Origin of the sequence: Hyalangium minutum (genome assembly GCF_000737315.1) — a bacterium.
Classification (GTDB): Bacteria; Myxococcota; Myxococcia; order Myxococcales; family Myxococcaceae; genus Hyalangium; species Hyalangium minutum.
On the sequence record NZ_JMCB01000008.1, the window covers coordinates 70587 to 86746 of the forward strand.

The following is a 16160-nucleotide window of genomic DNA, read 5'->3' on the forward strand; positions in this document are numbered from 1 at the left end:
GCTAGCCCCTCTTTCCTTCCGCCATCTTCGCGTAGAGGTTCACCATCTCCAGGCAGGCCATGGCGGCCTCGGCGCCCTTGTTGCCCGCCTTCACGCCAGCCCGATCGATGGCCTGCTCCACTGTGTCCGTCGTCAGCACGCCGAAGGTGACGGAGACCGGCTTCTGCAGGGCCGCGCCGGAGAAGGCCACCGAGCCGATACCCTTGGAGCACTCGCCCGCCACATAGTCGAAGTGGGGGGTGCCGCCGCGGATGACGGCGCCCAGGGTGACGACGCCCACGTAGCTCTGAGTCTCCGTAACACGGCGCGTCAAACCGGGCAGCTCATAGGTACCGGGGCAGCGGTAGACGTCGATGTCCGAGTCCGCCACGCCATGGCGCACGAGCGAGTCCACGGCGCCCTTCACCAGCTCCTCGGTGATGAACGCGTTGAAGCGGGCCACGCAGATGGCAAAGCGGCCCTTGGGAGGCAGGAAATCACCTTCGATGTAGCGAGGCATGGAGTGCTTCCTACACCAGCGCCGGGCTCACGTCTTCACGACTTGTCACGGCGGAGGCGGGGTGTCCGGGCGGCCACCTTCTGCGAGGCCTGGCTGTTGGACAGGGGGATCTGCTCCACCACCGCCAGGGAGTAGCTCTCCAGACCCACGATCTTCTTGGGGTTGTTGGTGAGCAGACGCAGCCGGGCGAGGCCGAGATCCTTGAGGATCTGCGCCCCGACGCCGAACTCGCGCAGGCGGGTCTGGTCCGGCTTGCCCTTCACCACTTCCTCATTGGAGATGTGGGTGCACTGGAGCCGGGCCTTCGCCGGGACATCCTTCTGAAGGTAGATGATGACGCCGCGGCCTGCGGCCTGGATGTGCTGGATGGCCTGTTCGAGCTGGCTGCCGCACTCGCACTGGCTGCTGCCCAACAGATCGCCCACCAGACAACCCCGGTGGACGCGGGTGAGCACAGGCTCCTTGCCGCGGATGTCGCCCTTCACCAGGGCCACGTGCACGGCCGAGTCCACGTCGCTGCCGTAGGTGTAGGCCTGGAAGGTGCCCGCGCCCCGGCGCTCCAGGGTGGAGGAGCCGATGCGCTTCACCAGCCGCTCGCGCTCCAAGCGGTAGCGGATGATGTCCGCCACCGAGAGCAGCACCAGCTTGTGCTTCCGGGCGAACTTCACCAGGTCCGGCCTGCGGGCCATGGAGCCGTCGGCGTTCATGATCTCGCAGATGACGCCGAACGGAGACAGCCCCGCCATGCGCGCGAGGTCCACGCTGCCCTCGGTCTGCCCGGTGCGCACGAGCACGCCGCCATCGCGGGCGCGCAGGGGGAAGATGTGGCCGGGGCGCACGAGGTCTCCCGGCTTGGCGTTGGGAGCCACGGCGGCCTGGATGGTGCGGGCGCGGTCGGCGGCGGAGATGCCAGTGGTGACGCCTCGGGCGGCCTCGATGGAGACGGTGAAGGCCGTCTGGAAGGGCGAGGTGTTGTCCTGCACCATCAGCGGCAGGTTCAGCTTGCGGATGCGGTCCTCGGTGAGGGACAGGCAGATGAGCCCGCGCCCATAGGTGGCCATGAAGTTGATGGCCTCGGGAGTGGCCTTCTCGGCGGCCATGACGAGGTCGCCCTCGTTCTCGCGGTCCTCGTCATCCGTGAGGATGACCATGCGGCCCTTGCGGATCTCCGCGAGCGCCTTCTCCACCAGCTCGATGACGTTCGACTCCTTCGTCCCGCGCGCCATGCTTGTGCTCCCTACCCTTTCGTCCCGAAGCCAGCGGCCTTGAGGGCCGCTTCGGTGAGCCCACTGGTGGGGCTCTGGCGCAGCGAGAACAGCCGCGCCACGTACTTGCCGATCATGTCCGCTTCCAGGTTCACGCGCGAGCCCACGCTCTTGCCCTGCAGGGTGGTGCGCGCCTGGGTCTCGGGGATGAGCTGCACGGTGAAGCGGTCCGCGAGCACCGCGTTGACGGTGAGGCTGATGCCATCCACGGCCACCGAGCCCTTCTCGATGAAGAAGGGCGCCAGCTCGGTGGGCAGCCGGAAGGCCATGACCCACGAGCCGCCCTCGGGGCGCGTCTCGAGCACCTCGCTCACGGCGTCCACGTGGCCGGAGACCAGGTGCCCGCCCAGCCGATCTCCCAGCGCCAGCGCGCGCTCCAGGTTCACCTTGGAGCCGGGGCGCAGCGCGTCCATGGTGGTGCGCCGCAGTGTCTCGGGGGCGGCCTGGACCTTGAAGGTATCCCCACCCCGCTCCACCACCGTGAGGCATGCGCCATCCACGGAGATGGACTCGCCCAGAGCGAAGCTGCCGGCCCCGAGCGCCGTGCGGATCCACAGGTCGGTCATCCCACCTGGGACGACACGCTCAACCACACCCACATCCTGAACGAGACCGGTGAACATCGGCGGGGCTTATAACGAATTCTTCAGAACCGCGCCTGAAGGAGCAGATCCTCTCCGAGCTGCTCGAAGGTGACGTCCTTCAACTGAAGGGCCTGGGACATGAGCTTCACGCCCAGCTCGCCCGACCAGGAGATGCCCTGGCTGCCAATCAGCTTGGGGGCCAGAAACAGGGCCAGCTCGTCCGCCAGCTTGTCGCGGAGGAAGGAGCCGTACATCTCCGCCCCACCCTCCACGAGCACGTGGTTGAGCCCTTGGCTGGAGATGTGGGCCAGCAAGGCCTTCAGGTCCACGCGACCGCGCTTCTCGCGCACCTGCCACACCTCCACGCCCTGCTCGATGAAGCGGCGGGCGTTGCGGCCGGTGGGATCCTCCAGCGTGGCCACCACGGTCTTCGCGGACGAGCGCTGGGTGAAGACGGTGTGCGAGGGCTTCAGGCTCAGCCGCGAGTCCACCACCACGCGCACCGGGTCCTTGCCACGGCCACTCGGCAGCCGGGTGGTGAGCTGCGGATCATCCTTCCGCACGGTATTGGCGCCCACGAGGATGACGTCCACGCGATCGCGCAGGCGGTGGACCCATTCGCGCGCCACCGCGCCCGTCACCCAGCGCGAGTCGCCAGTAGCGGTCGCCAGCTTGCCATCGAGCGTCACCGCGGCCTTGAGCGTGACATAGGGCTTCCGGGTGCGGATGGCCTTGAAGAAGGGCCGGTTGAGGCGATCGGCTTCGGCCTTGAGGACGCCGGTGCGGACCTCGACCCCGGCGCGCCGCAGCCGGGCCACGCCCTTGCCGCTCACCAGCGGGTTGGGATCCGAGGACGCGCTGATGACCCGGCGCACACCGGCCTCGAGGATGGCCAAGGTGCACGGAGGAGTACGCCCATAGTGGTTGCACGGCTCGAGCGTCGTGTAGAGGTCCGCGCCTCGGGCCCGAGGCCCTGCCGCAGCCAGTGCCATGACCTCGGCGTGCGCCTGGCCCGCGGGCTGGGTGTAGCCCTTCGCGATAATCCGTCCACCCTTCACCAGCACGGCGCCCACGGAGGGATTCGGGCTGGTACGGCCCAAGCCTTTGACGGCCTCTTCCAGGGCGATGCGCATGAAGAACTCGGCCACGGCCTGATCGAAGTCCGCGGCGCGCTTCGCCCGAGGGGCCCTGCTGGCCTTCAGCCGTGCCCGCGTCAGGAGCCTCATAACGGCTGGCCCCCCTTGCCGGTCTGGGGCTTGTTGGGCCGGCCTTCCTTGGACTGGTCCGCGAGCTCTTGCAGCTCGTTCATGAACTCGGCGATGTCGCGGAAGCTCCGGTACACGGAGGCAAAGCGCACATAGGCGACCTCATCCAGGACGCGCAGCCGCCGCATCACCTCTTCACCGATGACGCTGGAGGCGACCTCCTTCTCGCCCATGCCCTGCAGCAGCCGCTCGATGTCCTCCACGGTCTGCTCGACCTGATCGGCGGACACGGGCCGCTTCTCGCAGGCCTTCTTCAGGCCGTTGACGATCTTCTCCCGATCGAACGCCTCGCGCCGGCCGTCCTTCTTCACGATGAGCGGATAGAGCTCCTCCACCCGCTCGTACGTGGTGAAGCGCCGCTTGCACTGCAAGCACTCACGGCGCCGGCGGATCACCGATCCTTCATGCGACTCGCGCGAGTCGATGACCTTGTTCTCGGTGTCCTGGCAGAAGGGGCAGCGCATCGGGGGATGAAGCGGAGCTCAGACCTTACTTCAACCGCGAGGCATACAGCGGGAAGGACTTCGTCAGCTCCTTCACCTTGCCACGGACGTGCGCCAGGTGAGCCTCGTCGGAAGCGTGATCCAGCGCCTCGCCGATGAGCTGGCCGACGATGGCCATCTCGGCCTCCTTCATGCCGCGGGTGGTAATGGCGGGGGTGCCCACGCGGACGCCGGAGGCCACCGTGGGCTTCTCCGGGTCGAAGGGGATCATGTTCTTGTTCACGGTGATGCCGGCCTTGTCCAGCACCTCCTCGGCCACCTTGCCGGTGATCTTCTTGGGGCGCAGGTCCACCAGCATGAGGTGGTTGTCCGTGCCACCCGAGCACAGGCGCAGGCCCGCCTTCTGGAGCGCCTCGGCCAGGGCCTTGGCGTTGGCGACGATCTGCCGCTGGTAGGCCTTGAACTCGGGGGTGAGCGCCTCGCGGAAGGCCACGGCCTTGGCGGCGATGACGTGCATCAGCGGACCGCCCTGGATGCCCGGGAAGATCTGGCTGTTGACCGTCTTGGCGTACTGCTCCTTGCACAAGATGAGGCCGCCACGAGGGCCGCGCAGCGTCTTGTGCGTGGTGGAGGTGACGAACTCCGCCAGGGGCACCGGCGAGGGGTGAATGCCTGCGGCCACCAGGCCGGCGATGTGGGCCATGTCCACCATCATCGCGGCGCCCACGCTGTCGGCGATCTCGCGGAACTTGGCGAAGTCGAGGGTGCGCGGGTACGCGCTGGCGCCTACGACGATGACGCGCGGCTTGTGCTCCTGGGCCAGCGAGGCCACCTGGGCGAAGTCGATCGTCTCCGTGTCGCGGGTGAGCCCGTAGTGGACCACCTTGTAGAGCTTGCCGGAGAAGTTGAAGGCAGCGCCGTGGGTGAGGTGGCCGCCGGAGTTCAGGTCCAGCGACAGCATGGTGTCACCGGGCTTCATCAGCGCCATGTAGGCGCCCATGTTGGCCTGGCTGCCGGAGTGGGGCTGGACGTTGGCGGCCTCGGCGCCGAACAGCTCCTTGACGCGGTTGATGGCCAGGTTCTCGGCCACATCCACCACCTCGCAGCCGCCGTAGTAGCGCTTGCCCGGGTAGCCCTCGGCGTACTTGTTGGTGAGCACCGAGCCCACGGCCGTCATCACCGCCGGGCTGACGAAGTTCTCCGAGGCGATGAGCTCCAGTCCCTGCTCCTGGCGCTCCGTCTCCTGACGGACGACCTGGGCGATCTCGGGATCAACCTCTGCCAGCGTACGGGTGTTCTCCATGGGGTGCCTCGACAGGTGAGAGGTTCAGATGGGCCTTAGCGCTCGGACTCAGCCTCGCGGATCTTCTGGACGCGCTGCTCGTGCCGGCCGCCCGCGAAGGGGGTGGCCAGGAAGGCCTCGAGGATGGCCTGGGCAACACCGGAGCCCACCACCCGCTGCCCCAGGCACAGCACGTTGGCGTCATTGTGAGCGCGGGCCATCCGCGCCTCATACTCGGTGGTGCACAGGGCGGCGCGCACGCCCTTGTACTTGTTGGCCACGATGCTCATGCCGATGCCCGTGCCGCACACCAGCACGCCGTGGGTGTACTGCCCGGCGGCGACTGCGCGAGCCACCCGGGTGGCGAAGTCCGGGTAGTCCACGGACTCGCGTGAGGTGGGGCCCACGTCCTCGAAGGCAACACCGCGCTCCCGGAGCCCGTCCACCAGCGCCTGGCGGAGCTCGAGCCCCGCGTGGTCGGATGCCAGGATGATCTTCACGCGGGGCTCCTCCCTGGGGAGCGGAACGCTCTACTTGAAGCGCCGGAACAGCAGCACCGCGTTGGTGCCACCGAAGCCGAACGAGTTGCTCATGGCCGCATCGACCCGGATCTCGCGCGGCTGGTTCGGCACGTAGTCCAGATCGCACTCCGGGTCAGGCGTGGTGTAGTTGATGGTCGGGGGCAGCACGCCGCGCAGCAGGGCCAGCACACTGACGACGGCCTCGGCGCCACCGGCCGCGCCGAGCATGTGCCCAGTCATCGACTTGGTGGAGGACACGGCCACCTTCTTGGCGTGCGCGCCAAAGACGGCCTTGATGGCCTTGGACTCGTTGGCGTCGTTGTACGGGGTAGAGGTGCCGTGGGCGTTGATGTAGCCCACCTCCTCCGGGTTGAGCCCCGACGAGGCCAGCGCCAGGCGCATGCAGCGGGCCGCGCCCTCGCCCTCGGGGGCCGGCGCGGTGACGTGGTTGGCGTCCGAGTTGGCGCCGTAGCCCACCAGCTCCGCGAGGATGGTGGCGCCGCGCTTCTTGGCCGACTCCAGCTCCTCCAGGATGACGATGCCGGCGCCCTCACCCATCACGAAGCCATCACGGTCCTTGTCGAACGGGCGGCTGGCGGCGGAGGGGTTGTCGTTGTGCGTGGACAGCGCCTTCATCACCGAGAAGCCACCCATGCCCAGCGGGGTGATGGCGGCCTCGGCGCCACCGGCGATCACCGCGTCACACTCGCCCAGGCGGATGGACTTCCAGGCCTCGCCAATGGCATGGGCGCTGGTGGCGCAGGCGGACACCGGGGACCAGTTGGGACCCTTGGCGCCGTACCGGATGGAGATCAGCCCGGGCGCCATGTTGATGATCATCTGAATGATGAAGAAGGGCGACAGCCGGTCAAACCCCTTCTCCAGGCCCTTCTTGTGCTGCTCCTCGAGCGAAGCGATGCCGCCAATGCCCGAACCGACGATGACGCCAACGCGCTCCTGCTGGTAGCCGTGCGGCTTGTCCGTGCCGATGGGAAGGCCGCTCTCCTTCACGGCCATCTCGGCGGCGGCCACCGCGTACTGGGCGAACAGGTCCATCCGGCGCACTTCGCGCTTGTCCATGTACTGCTCGGGGACGAAGTCCTTCACCTCACCCGCGAACCGCGTGTCGAGCTTGCCGACATCGAAGCGGGTGATGGGCGCGATGCCCGACTTACCGGCGAGCATCGCCTGCCAGTTCTTCTCGGTCCCGGTACCCAGTGCCGTGATCAACCCGGTACCCGTGACGACGACTCGACGGTTTGACACGTTCCTCTCCAACAGGGTGGCTGCAACGACAGCGCGCGCGGCCACGGGAACGCTGGAGGCCAGCGTTCCTCCGGCCCGGCCACGCAAACGCCTTACTTCTTATCGTTCTTGTGGGTGTTGATGTAGTTGACGGCGTCAGCGACGGTCTTGATGTTCTCGGCCTCCTCGTCGGGGATCTCGACCTCGAACTCCTCCTCCATCGCCATCACGAGCTCCACGATGTCGAGGCTGTCGGCGCCAAGGTCCTCAATAAAGGAGGACTCGGGCTTGATCTCCTCCTCCCCCACCCCGAGCTGGTCGGCGATGATGGACTTGACCTTGGACTCGATAGTTGCGTTCGACATAAGTGCTGAATCCTCCAGGAACCATGTGGGGGCCCGCCCTACTTCCCGGGCCCAATCAAAGGCGGGCGCGGTATATCCCACGACCGCCAGCAATCCAACCGTGGGCTACATGTACATGCCGCCATTCACCTTCAGGACTTCTCCGGTGATGTAGGCGGCCGAATCGCTGGCCAGGAATACCACAGCGTTGGCCACCTCTTCCGGGGTGCCCAGACGGGCCAGCGGAATGGTCTCCACCATCTTCTTACGCATCTCGTCATTGATGCTCGCCGTCATGTCCGTGCCAATGAAGCCCGGAGAGACAGCGTTGACGCGGATGTTGCGGCTGGCCAGTTCCTTGGCCACCGACTTGGTCAGGCCAATGAGGCCCGCCTTGGAGGCGGAGTAAGCGGCCTGTCCCCCATTGCCCGACTCGCCGACAATGGAGGTGAGGTTGATGATGGCCCCGCTGCGCTGCTTCATCATCGGCCGGCTGGCGGCGCGGATGAGCGCAAAGGCGCCCTTGAGGTTGGTGTCCAACTGCTTGTCCCAGTCCTCGTCCTTCATCCGCATGACCAGGCCGTCCACGGCCACGCCCGCGTTGTTGACGAGCACGTCCAGCCGGCCGTGCGTCTTGACGAGGGTATCCACGGCGGAGGCGCACGCGGCGGTGTCCGCCACGTCGAACTTCACGGCCTCGGCCTTGGCGCCCGCCTCCTGGACGAGCTTGACCGACTCCTGAGCCGCCGCCTCGTTGCCGGCATAGTTGACGACGACCACGGCAGCGCCCGCCTTGGCGAACGCCACCGCGCACGCCCGGCCAATGCCGCGCGAGCCACCGGTTACCAGAACCACCTTGTCCTTGAAGCTCATGCTGCCCCCAGCGCCGCCAGCGTCTTCTCGAGGCTCGCGGCGTCTTCGACGTTGAACGTCTCGATGTCCTTGCTGATGCGCTTGACGAGCCCGGCCAGCACCTTGCCCGGCCCCAGCTCCACCACGCGCGTCACTCCTGCGGCCTTGAGGGCCTCCACGCACTCGATCCAGCGGACCGGCGCGCTGACCTGCTCCAGCAGCAGCGGCACCACGCGGGCGGCGTCGCTGTTGGGCTGGGCCTCCACGTTGGTCACCACAGGAATGCGAGGCGCGGCCACCTTCACCTTGCCGAGCGCCTCGGCCAGCAGGGGTTTCACCGAATCCATCAGCGCGCAGTGGAAAGGCGCGGACACCGGCAGGGGCATCACGCGCTTGGCGCCCGCCTCCTTGAGCATGACTGAGGCGCGGGACACCGCAGAAGCATGGCCGGCGATGACCGTCTGCTCGGGCGAGTTGTAGTTGGCAGGAGCCACCACCTCGCCCTGCGCCGCCGCATCACAGGCCGCCTTCACCTTGTCCGGCTCCAGGCCCAGCACGGCCGCCATGGCGCCGACACCTGAAGGCACGGCCTCCTGCATGAAGGTGCCACGGGCACGAACGGCCCGGACGGCATCCGCCAGCGGCAGCGAGCTCGCGGCCACCAGCGCCGAGTACTCCCCGAGCGAGTGCCCGGCGACGAAGGCGGGCTCCTGCACGCGCTTGGAGAACACCGCATGCACGGCCAGAGACACGGTGAGGATCGCCGGCTGGGTGTTGGCGGTGAGCTTCAGCGCCTCCTCGGGCCCCTCGAAGCACAGGGTGGACAGCTTCTCACGCAGCGCATCGTCCACAGCCTCGAAGACAGCGCGGGCCTCGGGGAACTTCTCGAGCAGGTCCTTCCCCATGCCCACCTTCTGGCTGCCCTGGCCGGGGAAGACGAAAGCAATCTTCGACATGTGTCCTCAAACCCTCCCTGACTGCTCTGGGGTCACCAGCGCACGACGGCGCTGCCCCATGCCATCCCCGCTCCCACCGCCATGATGGCGACGAGGTCCCCGCGCTTGATCTTTCCAGCACGGACGGCCTCATCCAATGCAATGGGCACCGAGGCGGCGGACGTGTTGCCGTATTTATCGAGGTTGATCCAGCACTTCTCGATCGGGATCTCGATGCGCTGGAGCACCGCCTCGAGGATGCGCATGTTGGCCTGGTGGACGATGACGTAATCCACCTGCTGGGGCGTGTAGCCGTGAACCTTGAGCGACTCCAGCGTGATGCCTGTCAGCTCACGCACGGCGCACTTGAAGACCTCGCGGCCGTTCATGACCACCTTGTGGCGCTGCTCGCGGAGGTTGTCCTCGGTCAGCGGCTCTCGGGAGCCGCCCGCGGGGACGGTGAGGATCTCCGCCAGCGTGCCGTCCGTGCGCAGGTGGGTGGAGAGGATGCCGCGCCCCTCCTCCTGGGCAGGCGCCAGGACCATGGCCCCGGCCCCGTCGCCAAAGAGGACACAGGTGTTGCGGTCCTTCCAGTTGAGCAGGCCGGTGAACAGGTCCGCGCCGATCACGAGCGCCCGCTTCGCCTGCCCCGAGCGGACGAACTGCTCCGCCACCGACAGGGCGTACACCGAGCCCGCGCACGCGGCGGCCACATCGAAGGCAAACGCCTTCTTGGCCCCCAGCTTCGCCTGAACGAGCACCGCGCAGGACGGCATGGGCATGTCTGGCGTGATGGTCCCCACCACGATCAGATCGATGTCCTCGGGGGCGACCCCGGCCATCTCCAGCGCCTTGCGAGCGGCAGCGACGGCCATGTCGCTTGTCGCCTCGCCGGGTGCGGCTCTGCGACGCTCCTTGATGCCCGTCCGCTCGGTAATCCAAGCGTCGGACGTATCGACGACCTTCTCGAGATCGTGATTGGTAATGACCTGGGCTGGAGCGTAGGAACCCGTTCCGATGATCTGCGCGAGGGGCACGTGGTACTCCCGAAGTGTCGTCGGAACACAACGCCGAGCGCGGCGTCTCTAATCGGAAATACCGCCCACTGTCGCTCTTTTTCCTATCTGGTCAGCGGGCGGCCGAGCAGCGCCCGGCAACGTAGCGAGCCTCCCTGACACCCGGCGGCGCGCCCCAGAGTGGGCACACCCGACGGACTTCACGGGAGGACATAGCCATGCCCGGACGCCGCGAGCGTTGCGCGGCGCGGCGCGGCGCGGCGAGCAGACCTCAGGATAAACGGGCAGCGTTCCTGGGCGGGCTCGAGGCCCGCCCAGGCGAGGAGGAGCCTGGAAGGCGCCTCACCTACTCCGTGGCGATGACTTCACGGCCACCATAGTTACCGCAGGCGGCGCAGGCGCGGTGCGGCAGCACCGGCTCCTTGCACTTGGCGCACTTGATGACCTGCACGGCGGAGCGCAGGTTGTTGTTGGCCGCGCGACGGCGATCCCGGCGCATCTTCGACGTCCGCTTCTTGGGAACTCCCACGACTCACCTCTAGTTCAGCTTGATGTTCATGAGCGGCGCGAGCCGAGGGTCGATGACCTTCGTCTCGCAACCACACTGCTTCTCGTTGAGGTTCTGGCCACACTGCGCGCAGAGCCCCTTGCAGTCCTCACGGCAGACTGCGTTCATCGGGAGGGCGAGCAATACCTGCTCTCGGATGATCGGATCCAGATCGATCGTCTTGCCGTCGAACACTTCCTCGTCGGCATCCTCCAACTCAAAGGAACCGGCCGTCTCCCCCTGCCCGCGATCATCGTCCGTCGCCTTCTCGCCCCCCACGTCATCACCCCGGACGAGCGACTCAGGGACCAGGTTGATCGTGAAGGCCACGGGCAGGTCCAGCGTCACGTCCACGAGGCAGCGCTTGCACGGCGCGGCCATATGGGCCGTGAACTTCCCCTCCACCAGCACTCCGCCGCTCACCTTCCGCAAGGACGCATGAAGCGTCGAGGGACGGGTCGCCCGGAAGCCGGTGTCCCGGCCAGCCCCTGCCCCAGTGAGTACCTCCTGGAGCAGCTCGAGACCGATGGGCTCATCCAGCTTGAGCCCCGGCTCTTGAATTTGTTCAATCTTTACGAGCATCTACAAGGCGTCCAGACAAAAGGGCGCGCAACATAGAGGGGCACCCCCCAAAAGTCAACGCGCCTCCGTTGATGAAAAAACACGGTGGATTTCACCCGGCCGTGACCCGGCCCTGGGCACCTTCCGTGGATCCTCCTAATAACGCTCTGGTACCGTCCATGTAATGCACGGTTGGCGACTGCGTGTTGGGGTGAGCATCTTGGTCGGCGGGCTCCTGAGCCCTGCCCTGGTCTCGGCTCGGCCGGCCTTCCCCTCGCCCCTCCTCTTCCAGCTGGGGCCCACGAATCCGGAGATCACCCGCGCCCAGGAGCAGATCGAGCAAGGGGACTTCGAGGACGCCGTGAAGACCCTGCAGGCGGGCCTGGACAAGCCGGACGTCACGGATGACCAGCTCGTGGAGCTCTACCGCCTGCTCGGGCTGGCCTCGCTCTACCTGGGCGACGAGGCGCGGGCCCGCGAGGCCTATGAGCGCCTGCTCCAGGCCCGGCCGGACTTCGAGCTGTCTCGCAACGCGCCGCCCAAGCTGCGCAACCTCTACGCGCGCATCAAGGAGGACATCAAGAGCCGGCGCGTCCGCCCCGTGACGCTCACGGTGGACCCCATCCCGGATCCCCAGGGCGGTGAGCCGGTGACGGTGGACGCGCGCATCCAGGACATGGCCCTGGGCGCCAAGGCGAAGATCTTCTACCGGCGCGCCGGCGACCAGGCCTTCAACTCCGTGGACTTCATCCGCGACCGCTCCACCTCTAATAAGGAGAAGGAGCGCTACCGCGCCACCCTGCCCGCCTACGAGCTCCCCGCCGAGGCCACCGCCTACGAGGTGGAGTACTACTTCGAGGTGGCGGACGCGGCGCAGCGGCGGCTGGCGGGCCGGGGCGACTCCTTCCACCCGCTCGTGTTCCAGGTCCTGCCCCAGCAGGCGGGCCAACCCGCAGCGACTGCCTCCCGCCCTTGGTACAAGAGCCCCTGGCTCTGGGTCGCCGTGGGCGCAGTGGCCGTCGGAGGCACCGCCGCGGGTGTCGCCATCGCCACCTCCGAGGAGCGCGGCCGCGTCCCCGTCACCATCCGCGTCAATCCATGAGCCCGCGTCCTCTTCCGCTTGCTTTGCTGCTCCTCCCGCTCGCCGCTGGCTGTGGCGAGGACTTCCACCCTGGCACAGCCCGCTTCGGGGTAGACCTCCTCGTGGACAAGGCCGTCGCGAGCCAGCTCTCCGCCTTTCAGATCGCGGTCCTTCCCAATGGGAAGCAGCGCAACTGCACGGACCTCCAGAGGATGTGCCTGCGCTCGCAGGTGAAGATCGACGAGCTGCTGGTGCTGCACGACGGCAAGGGCGCCGAGGGCCGCGCCCTCCGCTTCCCGGTGAACCTGACCGGCACCGGCGGCACCACGCAAGACGTCAGCGTGGAGGTGCCCGTGGGCCGCGACTACGCGCTCGTCATCGAGGCGCTGTCCGTGGACAACCCTCCTCAGTTCCTGGGCAGCTCCTGCAACCGCCTACCGGAGGTCAACGCGAGCCGGAACGATCCGATCCTCGCCGAGCCCATCACCCTGACCTCCGTGGCGTGCGATCCCACCATCCCCTGAGCCGGGGCCCCGTGCCTGGCCGCCTCCCCGGGGTGCGGCGAGTCTGAACCAGACACTCTGTGTGGGTTTCACATCGCTGTCACAATGGGATCTGCTAGTGCTAGGGGCATGGCGCGCATCCTGATCATCGAGGACGAGCAGGACCTCGCTGGACTCGTCGAGTACAACCTGCGCGCGGCGGGGTTCGAGACGGAGACGGCGAACACCGGCGCGGGCGGCCTGGCCAAGGCCCGGGCGCGAATGCCGGACCTCGTGCTGCTGGACCTGATGCTCCCGGACGTGGCCGGCAGCGAGGTGCTCCGGATGCTCAAGAGCGACACGGAGCTGCGCAAGGTGCCCGTCGTCATCGTCAGCGCCAAGGGCCAGGAGTCCGACCGCATCCAGGGCCTGGAGCTGGGCGCGGATGACTACGTGGTGAAGCCCTTCTCCGTCCGCGAGCTGATGCTGCGGGTCAGGGCGGTGCTGCGGCGCTCGGACGCGGACGAGGGCCCTGCCGCCCAGCTCACCGCCGGGGACATCCAGCTGGACACCGCCCGCCACCAGGTGCGCGTGAAGGGCCAGGAGGTGATCCTCACCGCGCTGGAGTTCCGCCTGCTGCGCACGCTGATGGAGCGCGGCGAGCGGGTGCAGACGCGCGAGGTCCTCCTATCCGACGTCTGGGGCATCCAGGCGGAGATCCACACCCGCACCGTGGACACGCACATCAAGCGCCTGCGCGAGAAGCTGGGGCCCGCGGGCGATATCATCGAGACGGTCCGCGGCGTCGGCTACAAGCTCAACGTGCCGTGAGCGCCTCGCTGGGCTGACCATGCGCAACCTCCTCGTGCCGCTGCTGTTGCCCGCGATGGGCGTCATCGTGGTGCTGGTCGTCCTGGGGACCCCGGGCAGCGCCATCGCCGCGGCCATGGTGACGATGGCGGGCTTCGTCATCGCCATCGTCGCCAGCCGGGACAGCATCCAGCGCCAGCTCCAGGTGCTCTTGCGAAAGACACGGGGCCGCATCGAGGGCACTCCCTCAGGGCCCTCCGTCGCCCAGGAGGAGGACACCTTGGACGAGGTGGCCCACCTGGAAGGAGCCATCCAGTCGCTCCACTCCCGGTTGACCGCTCAGAACGCCCAGCTCTCCCAGGAGACCCGCACCCTCACCGCCGTGCTGGACAGCATGATCGAGGGCATCTGGATCACCGACGCCCAGGGCACCGTGGTGCACCACAATGACGCCCTGCGCGAGATGCTCCAGCCAGGCAGCACGGGGATTGTCGGCCAGCGCCCCCTCGCCCTCATCCGCAACGAGGAGCTGAACGACGCGGTCATTCGCGCCTGCCGCGAGGGCGCCTCCACCCGCCTGGAGCTGCAGCTGGAGGGGCTCTTTCCCCGCACGCTCGCCATCCGCGTCACCCCCCTGGGCAAGGACCTGCCGGGCAGCGCCGCCGTGTTTCACGATGTGACGGAGCTGCGGCGGCTGGAGAAGGTCCGCAAGGACTTCGTGGCCAACGTCTCGCACGAGCTGCGCACCCCCATCACCGCCATCCGCGGCTACTCGGAGACGCTCCAGAGCGGCGCGCTGAAGGACCCGGAGGTGGCTCCCAAGATGGTGGAGATCATCCACCGCCAATCCGAGCGCCTCTCCGAGCTCGTCGAGGACCTGCTGGAGCTGTCCCGGCTGGAGTCCCGCGAGGTGAAGCTGAACATCTCCCATGTCCCCATGGCCGTGGCCACGGCTCGGGCCGCGGAGACCGTCCGGCCCAAGGCGGCGGGGAAGAACATCCAGCTGGAGCTCCACGTCCCCACTGACTTGATGGCCCGAGGAGACGAGCGGGCGGTCGAGCAGGTGCTCCTCAACCTGCTGGACAACGCAGTGAAGTACACCCCGCCCGGCGGCCGGGTGGACGTCTTCGGCACATTGGAAGAAGGGCGCTGCGTGGTCCGGGTGAAGGACACCGGGGTGGGCATCGAACCCAAGCACCTGGCCCGAATCTTCGAGCGCTTCTACCGGGTGGACAAAGGTCGCAGCCGGGACATGGGCGGCACGGGCCTGGGGCTCTCCATCGTGAAGCACCTGGTCGGGGCCATGGAGGGGGAGGTCAAGGTAGAGAGCCAGCCCCAGGTCGGCAGCCTTTTTGCGATTTTTCTCCCTGTGGCTGCCCCGGAGGCGGCATCCGGGTAGGATAACGGCACGATGCGGGTCGCTATCCTCGCGGACATTCACGGCAATCTCCCCGCCTGCGAGGCTGTCCTCGAGGACATCGAGCGGATGGCGCCCGACTACATTGTCGCCGCCGGGGATCTCGCGCTGCGAGGCGCCCACCCTCGCGAGACGGTGGAGCTGCTCGCCGACAAGTGCGACGCGCTGTTGATGGGCAACACGGACTGCTACCTCGCAGGCAACTACCTGGGCGGCGCCTACCGCGACCGGGACCACTGGAAGACGGAACTGCTCCGGTGGACGCGAGACCAGCTGGGCGAGGCCCACCTCAAGATGCTCGGCGCCCTGCCCTTCTCCATCCGCTACTCGCCGCGCAAGGGCCAGGACCTGTTCGTCTGCCACGCGAACCCGAAGAACCTCGAGGAGTCGCTGGACCCCACGCTGGACGAAATGTCCGTGCGCCGCTTCTTCATGCACCTGGACGCGGCCGCCTGTGCCTTCGGGCACCTGCACTTCCCCTACCGCCGCCGCGTGGGCCGGATGATCATCGCCGACGTGGCCAGCGCGGGGATTCCTCGAGACGGAGACCTGCGTCCCGCCTACGGCATCTTCACGTACACGCCCAAGGGCTGGCGCGTGCAGATCCGCCGGGTGCGCTACCCGGTGCGCAAAGCCACCCAGGCGCTCACCGCGCGCAAGGTCCCGGGCGGCCCCATCCTCATCCACAAGCTCGTCGAGGCGCGCTACCGCCACCACCACGCGCTGCTGGAGGCCGCGCGCCGCCACTCGGGCCTGCCACCTCCGGGCCCCGTGCTGCGTCCGCCTCCGGGTGCGCCCGTTCGCAACCTGGTCACCGAGATGCCTGTCGCGGAGGAGCCGCCCGTACCGCGAGACGAGGCCGAGGCCGCCGCCCTGCGCCAGGAGGCGGTGGACCCCACGGACCTCGGCCACGCCCAGGCTGCGGCGCTGTCGAACGAGCCCGCGCTCGCCGCACAGCTCGAGAACGTCAACGACATGGACGGCTGACACACAGGCGTCGCTTGCCTGTGT

At 67.8% G+C, this 16160-nt stretch carries 19 protein-coding genes; 5 read left to right on the forward strand and 14 right to left on the reverse strand.

Annotation, left to right across the window (positions count from 1 at the left end; all coding sequences use genetic code 11):
* Position 1 precedes the first annotated feature (1 nt).
* From ribH to DB31_RS21625, 14 genes are all read right to left on the reverse strand, one after another.
* Positions 2 to 499: a 6,7-dimethyl-8-ribityllumazine synthase gene (gene ribH, locus DB31_RS21560; RefSeq protein ID WP_044190985.1), complete on the reverse strand. Its 498-nt coding sequence runs from the start codon at positions 497 to 499 to the stop codon at positions 2 to 4.
* 35 nt (positions 500 to 534) lie between these two features.
* Positions 535 to 1725 carry a 3,4-dihydroxy-2-butanone-4-phosphate synthase gene (gene ribB / locus DB31_RS21565; RefSeq protein ID WP_044190986.1) on the reverse strand — a complete coding sequence of 397 codons (1191 nt, stop codon included), beginning with the start codon at positions 1723 to 1725 and terminating at the stop codon, positions 535 to 537.
* Positions 1726 to 1736: 11 nt separating this feature from the next.
* Positions 1737 to 2387: a riboflavin synthase gene (locus DB31_RS21570; protein WP_044190987.1), complete on the reverse strand. Its 651-nt coding sequence runs from the start codon at positions 2385 to 2387 to the stop codon at positions 1737 to 1739.
* Positions 2388 to 2410: 23 nt separating this feature from the next.
* Positions 2411 to 3574: a bifunctional diaminohydroxyphosphoribosylaminopyrimidine deaminase/5-amino-6-(5-phosphoribosylamino)uracil reductase RibD gene (gene ribD, locus DB31_RS21575; protein WP_044190989.1), complete on the reverse strand. Its 1164-nt coding sequence runs from the start codon at positions 3572 to 3574 to the stop codon at positions 2411 to 2413.
* The gene (nrdR, locus tag DB31_RS21580; RefSeq protein ID WP_044190990.1) at positions 3571 to 4077 is read right to left on the reverse strand and encodes a transcriptional regulator NrdR; all 507 of its coding nucleotides are present in this window, start codon (positions 4075 to 4077) and stop codon (positions 3571 to 3573) included. The genes ribD and nrdR overlap by 4 nt, the downstream gene beginning before the upstream one ends.
* Before the next feature lie 25 nt (positions 4078 to 4102).
* The gene (locus DB31_RS21585) at positions 4103 to 5359 is read right to left on the reverse strand and encodes a serine hydroxymethyltransferase (RefSeq protein WP_044190992.1); all 1257 of its coding nucleotides are present in this window, start codon (positions 5357 to 5359) and stop codon (positions 4103 to 4105) included.
* Positions 5360 to 5394: 35 nt separating this feature from the next.
* Complete coding sequence (gene rpiB / locus DB31_RS21590; protein WP_044190994.1) at positions 5395 to 5838, reverse strand: ribose 5-phosphate isomerase B; 444 nt, start codon at positions 5836 to 5838, stop codon at positions 5395 to 5397.
* Between the two features lie 30 nt (positions 5839 to 5868).
* The gene (gene fabF, locus DB31_RS21595; RefSeq protein WP_044191459.1) at positions 5869 to 7125 is read right to left on the reverse strand and encodes a beta-ketoacyl-ACP synthase II; all 1257 of its coding nucleotides are present in this window, start codon (positions 7123 to 7125) and stop codon (positions 5869 to 5871) included.
* Between the two features lie 92 nt (positions 7126 to 7217).
* Positions 7218 to 7469 (reverse strand): acyl carrier protein, encoded by a 252-nt coding sequence (gene acpP, locus DB31_RS21600; RefSeq protein ID WP_044190996.1) that lies wholly within the window; start codon positions 7467 to 7469, stop codon positions 7218 to 7220.
* A 105-nt stretch (positions 7470 to 7574) separates the two neighbouring features.
* A complete protein-coding gene (gene fabG / locus DB31_RS21605; protein WP_044190999.1) occupies positions 7575 to 8321 on the reverse strand; it encodes a 3-oxoacyl-[acyl-carrier-protein] reductase in 747 nt (248 codons plus the stop codon).
* Positions 8318 to 9256: an ACP S-malonyltransferase gene (gene fabD / locus DB31_RS21610; protein WP_044191001.1), complete on the reverse strand. Its 939-nt coding sequence runs from the start codon at positions 9254 to 9256 to the stop codon at positions 8318 to 8320. The genes fabG and fabD overlap by 4 nt, the downstream gene beginning before the upstream one ends.
* A gap of 32 nt (positions 9257 to 9288) precedes the next feature.
* Positions 9289 to 10272 carry a beta-ketoacyl-ACP synthase III gene (locus DB31_RS21615; RefSeq protein ID WP_044191003.1) on the reverse strand — a complete coding sequence of 328 codons (984 nt, stop codon included), beginning with the start codon at positions 10270 to 10272 and terminating at the stop codon, positions 9289 to 9291.
* A gap of 325 nt (positions 10273 to 10597) precedes the next feature.
* Positions 10598 to 10780 carry a 50S ribosomal protein L32 gene (gene rpmF, locus DB31_RS21620; RefSeq protein WP_044191004.1) on the reverse strand — a complete coding sequence of 61 codons (183 nt, stop codon included), beginning with the start codon at positions 10778 to 10780 and terminating at the stop codon, positions 10598 to 10600.
* Positions 10781 to 10789: 9 nt separating this feature from the next.
* Positions 10790 to 11380 carry a YceD family protein gene (locus tag DB31_RS21625; protein ID WP_044191005.1) on the reverse strand — a complete coding sequence of 197 codons (591 nt, stop codon included), beginning with the start codon at positions 11378 to 11380 and terminating at the stop codon, positions 10790 to 10792.
* Between the two features lie 190 nt (positions 11381 to 11570).
* Between DB31_RS21625 and DB31_RS21630 the strand changes: the two genes are divergently transcribed.
* The 5 genes from DB31_RS21630 (at position 11571) to DB31_RS21650 (ending at position 16136) form a co-directional block, all read left to right on the forward strand.
* Positions 11571 to 12461: a tetratricopeptide repeat protein gene (locus DB31_RS21630; RefSeq protein ID WP_240486804.1), complete on the forward strand. Its 891-nt coding sequence runs from the start codon at positions 11571 to 11573 to the stop codon at positions 12459 to 12461.
* A complete protein-coding gene (locus DB31_RS21635) occupies positions 12458 to 12964 on the forward strand; it encodes a hypothetical protein (protein ID WP_044191007.1) in 507 nt (168 codons plus the stop codon). The genes DB31_RS21630 and DB31_RS21635 overlap by 4 nt, the downstream gene beginning before the upstream one ends.
* Before the next feature lie 108 nt (positions 12965 to 13072).
* A complete protein-coding gene (locus DB31_RS21640; RefSeq protein ID WP_044191008.1) occupies positions 13073 to 13753 on the forward strand; it encodes a response regulator in 681 nt (226 codons plus the stop codon).
* A 13-nt stretch (positions 13754 to 13766) separates the two neighbouring features.
* A complete protein-coding gene (locus DB31_RS21645; protein ID WP_044191009.1) occupies positions 13767 to 15131 on the forward strand; it encodes a sensor histidine kinase in 1365 nt (454 codons plus the stop codon).
* A gap of 12 nt (positions 15132 to 15143) precedes the next feature.
* On the forward strand, positions 15144 to 16136 hold the full coding sequence (locus DB31_RS21650; protein WP_044191010.1) for a metallophosphoesterase family protein: 993 nt from the start codon (positions 15144 to 15146) through the stop codon (positions 16134 to 16136).
* Positions 16137 to 16160: the final 24 nt, after the last annotated feature.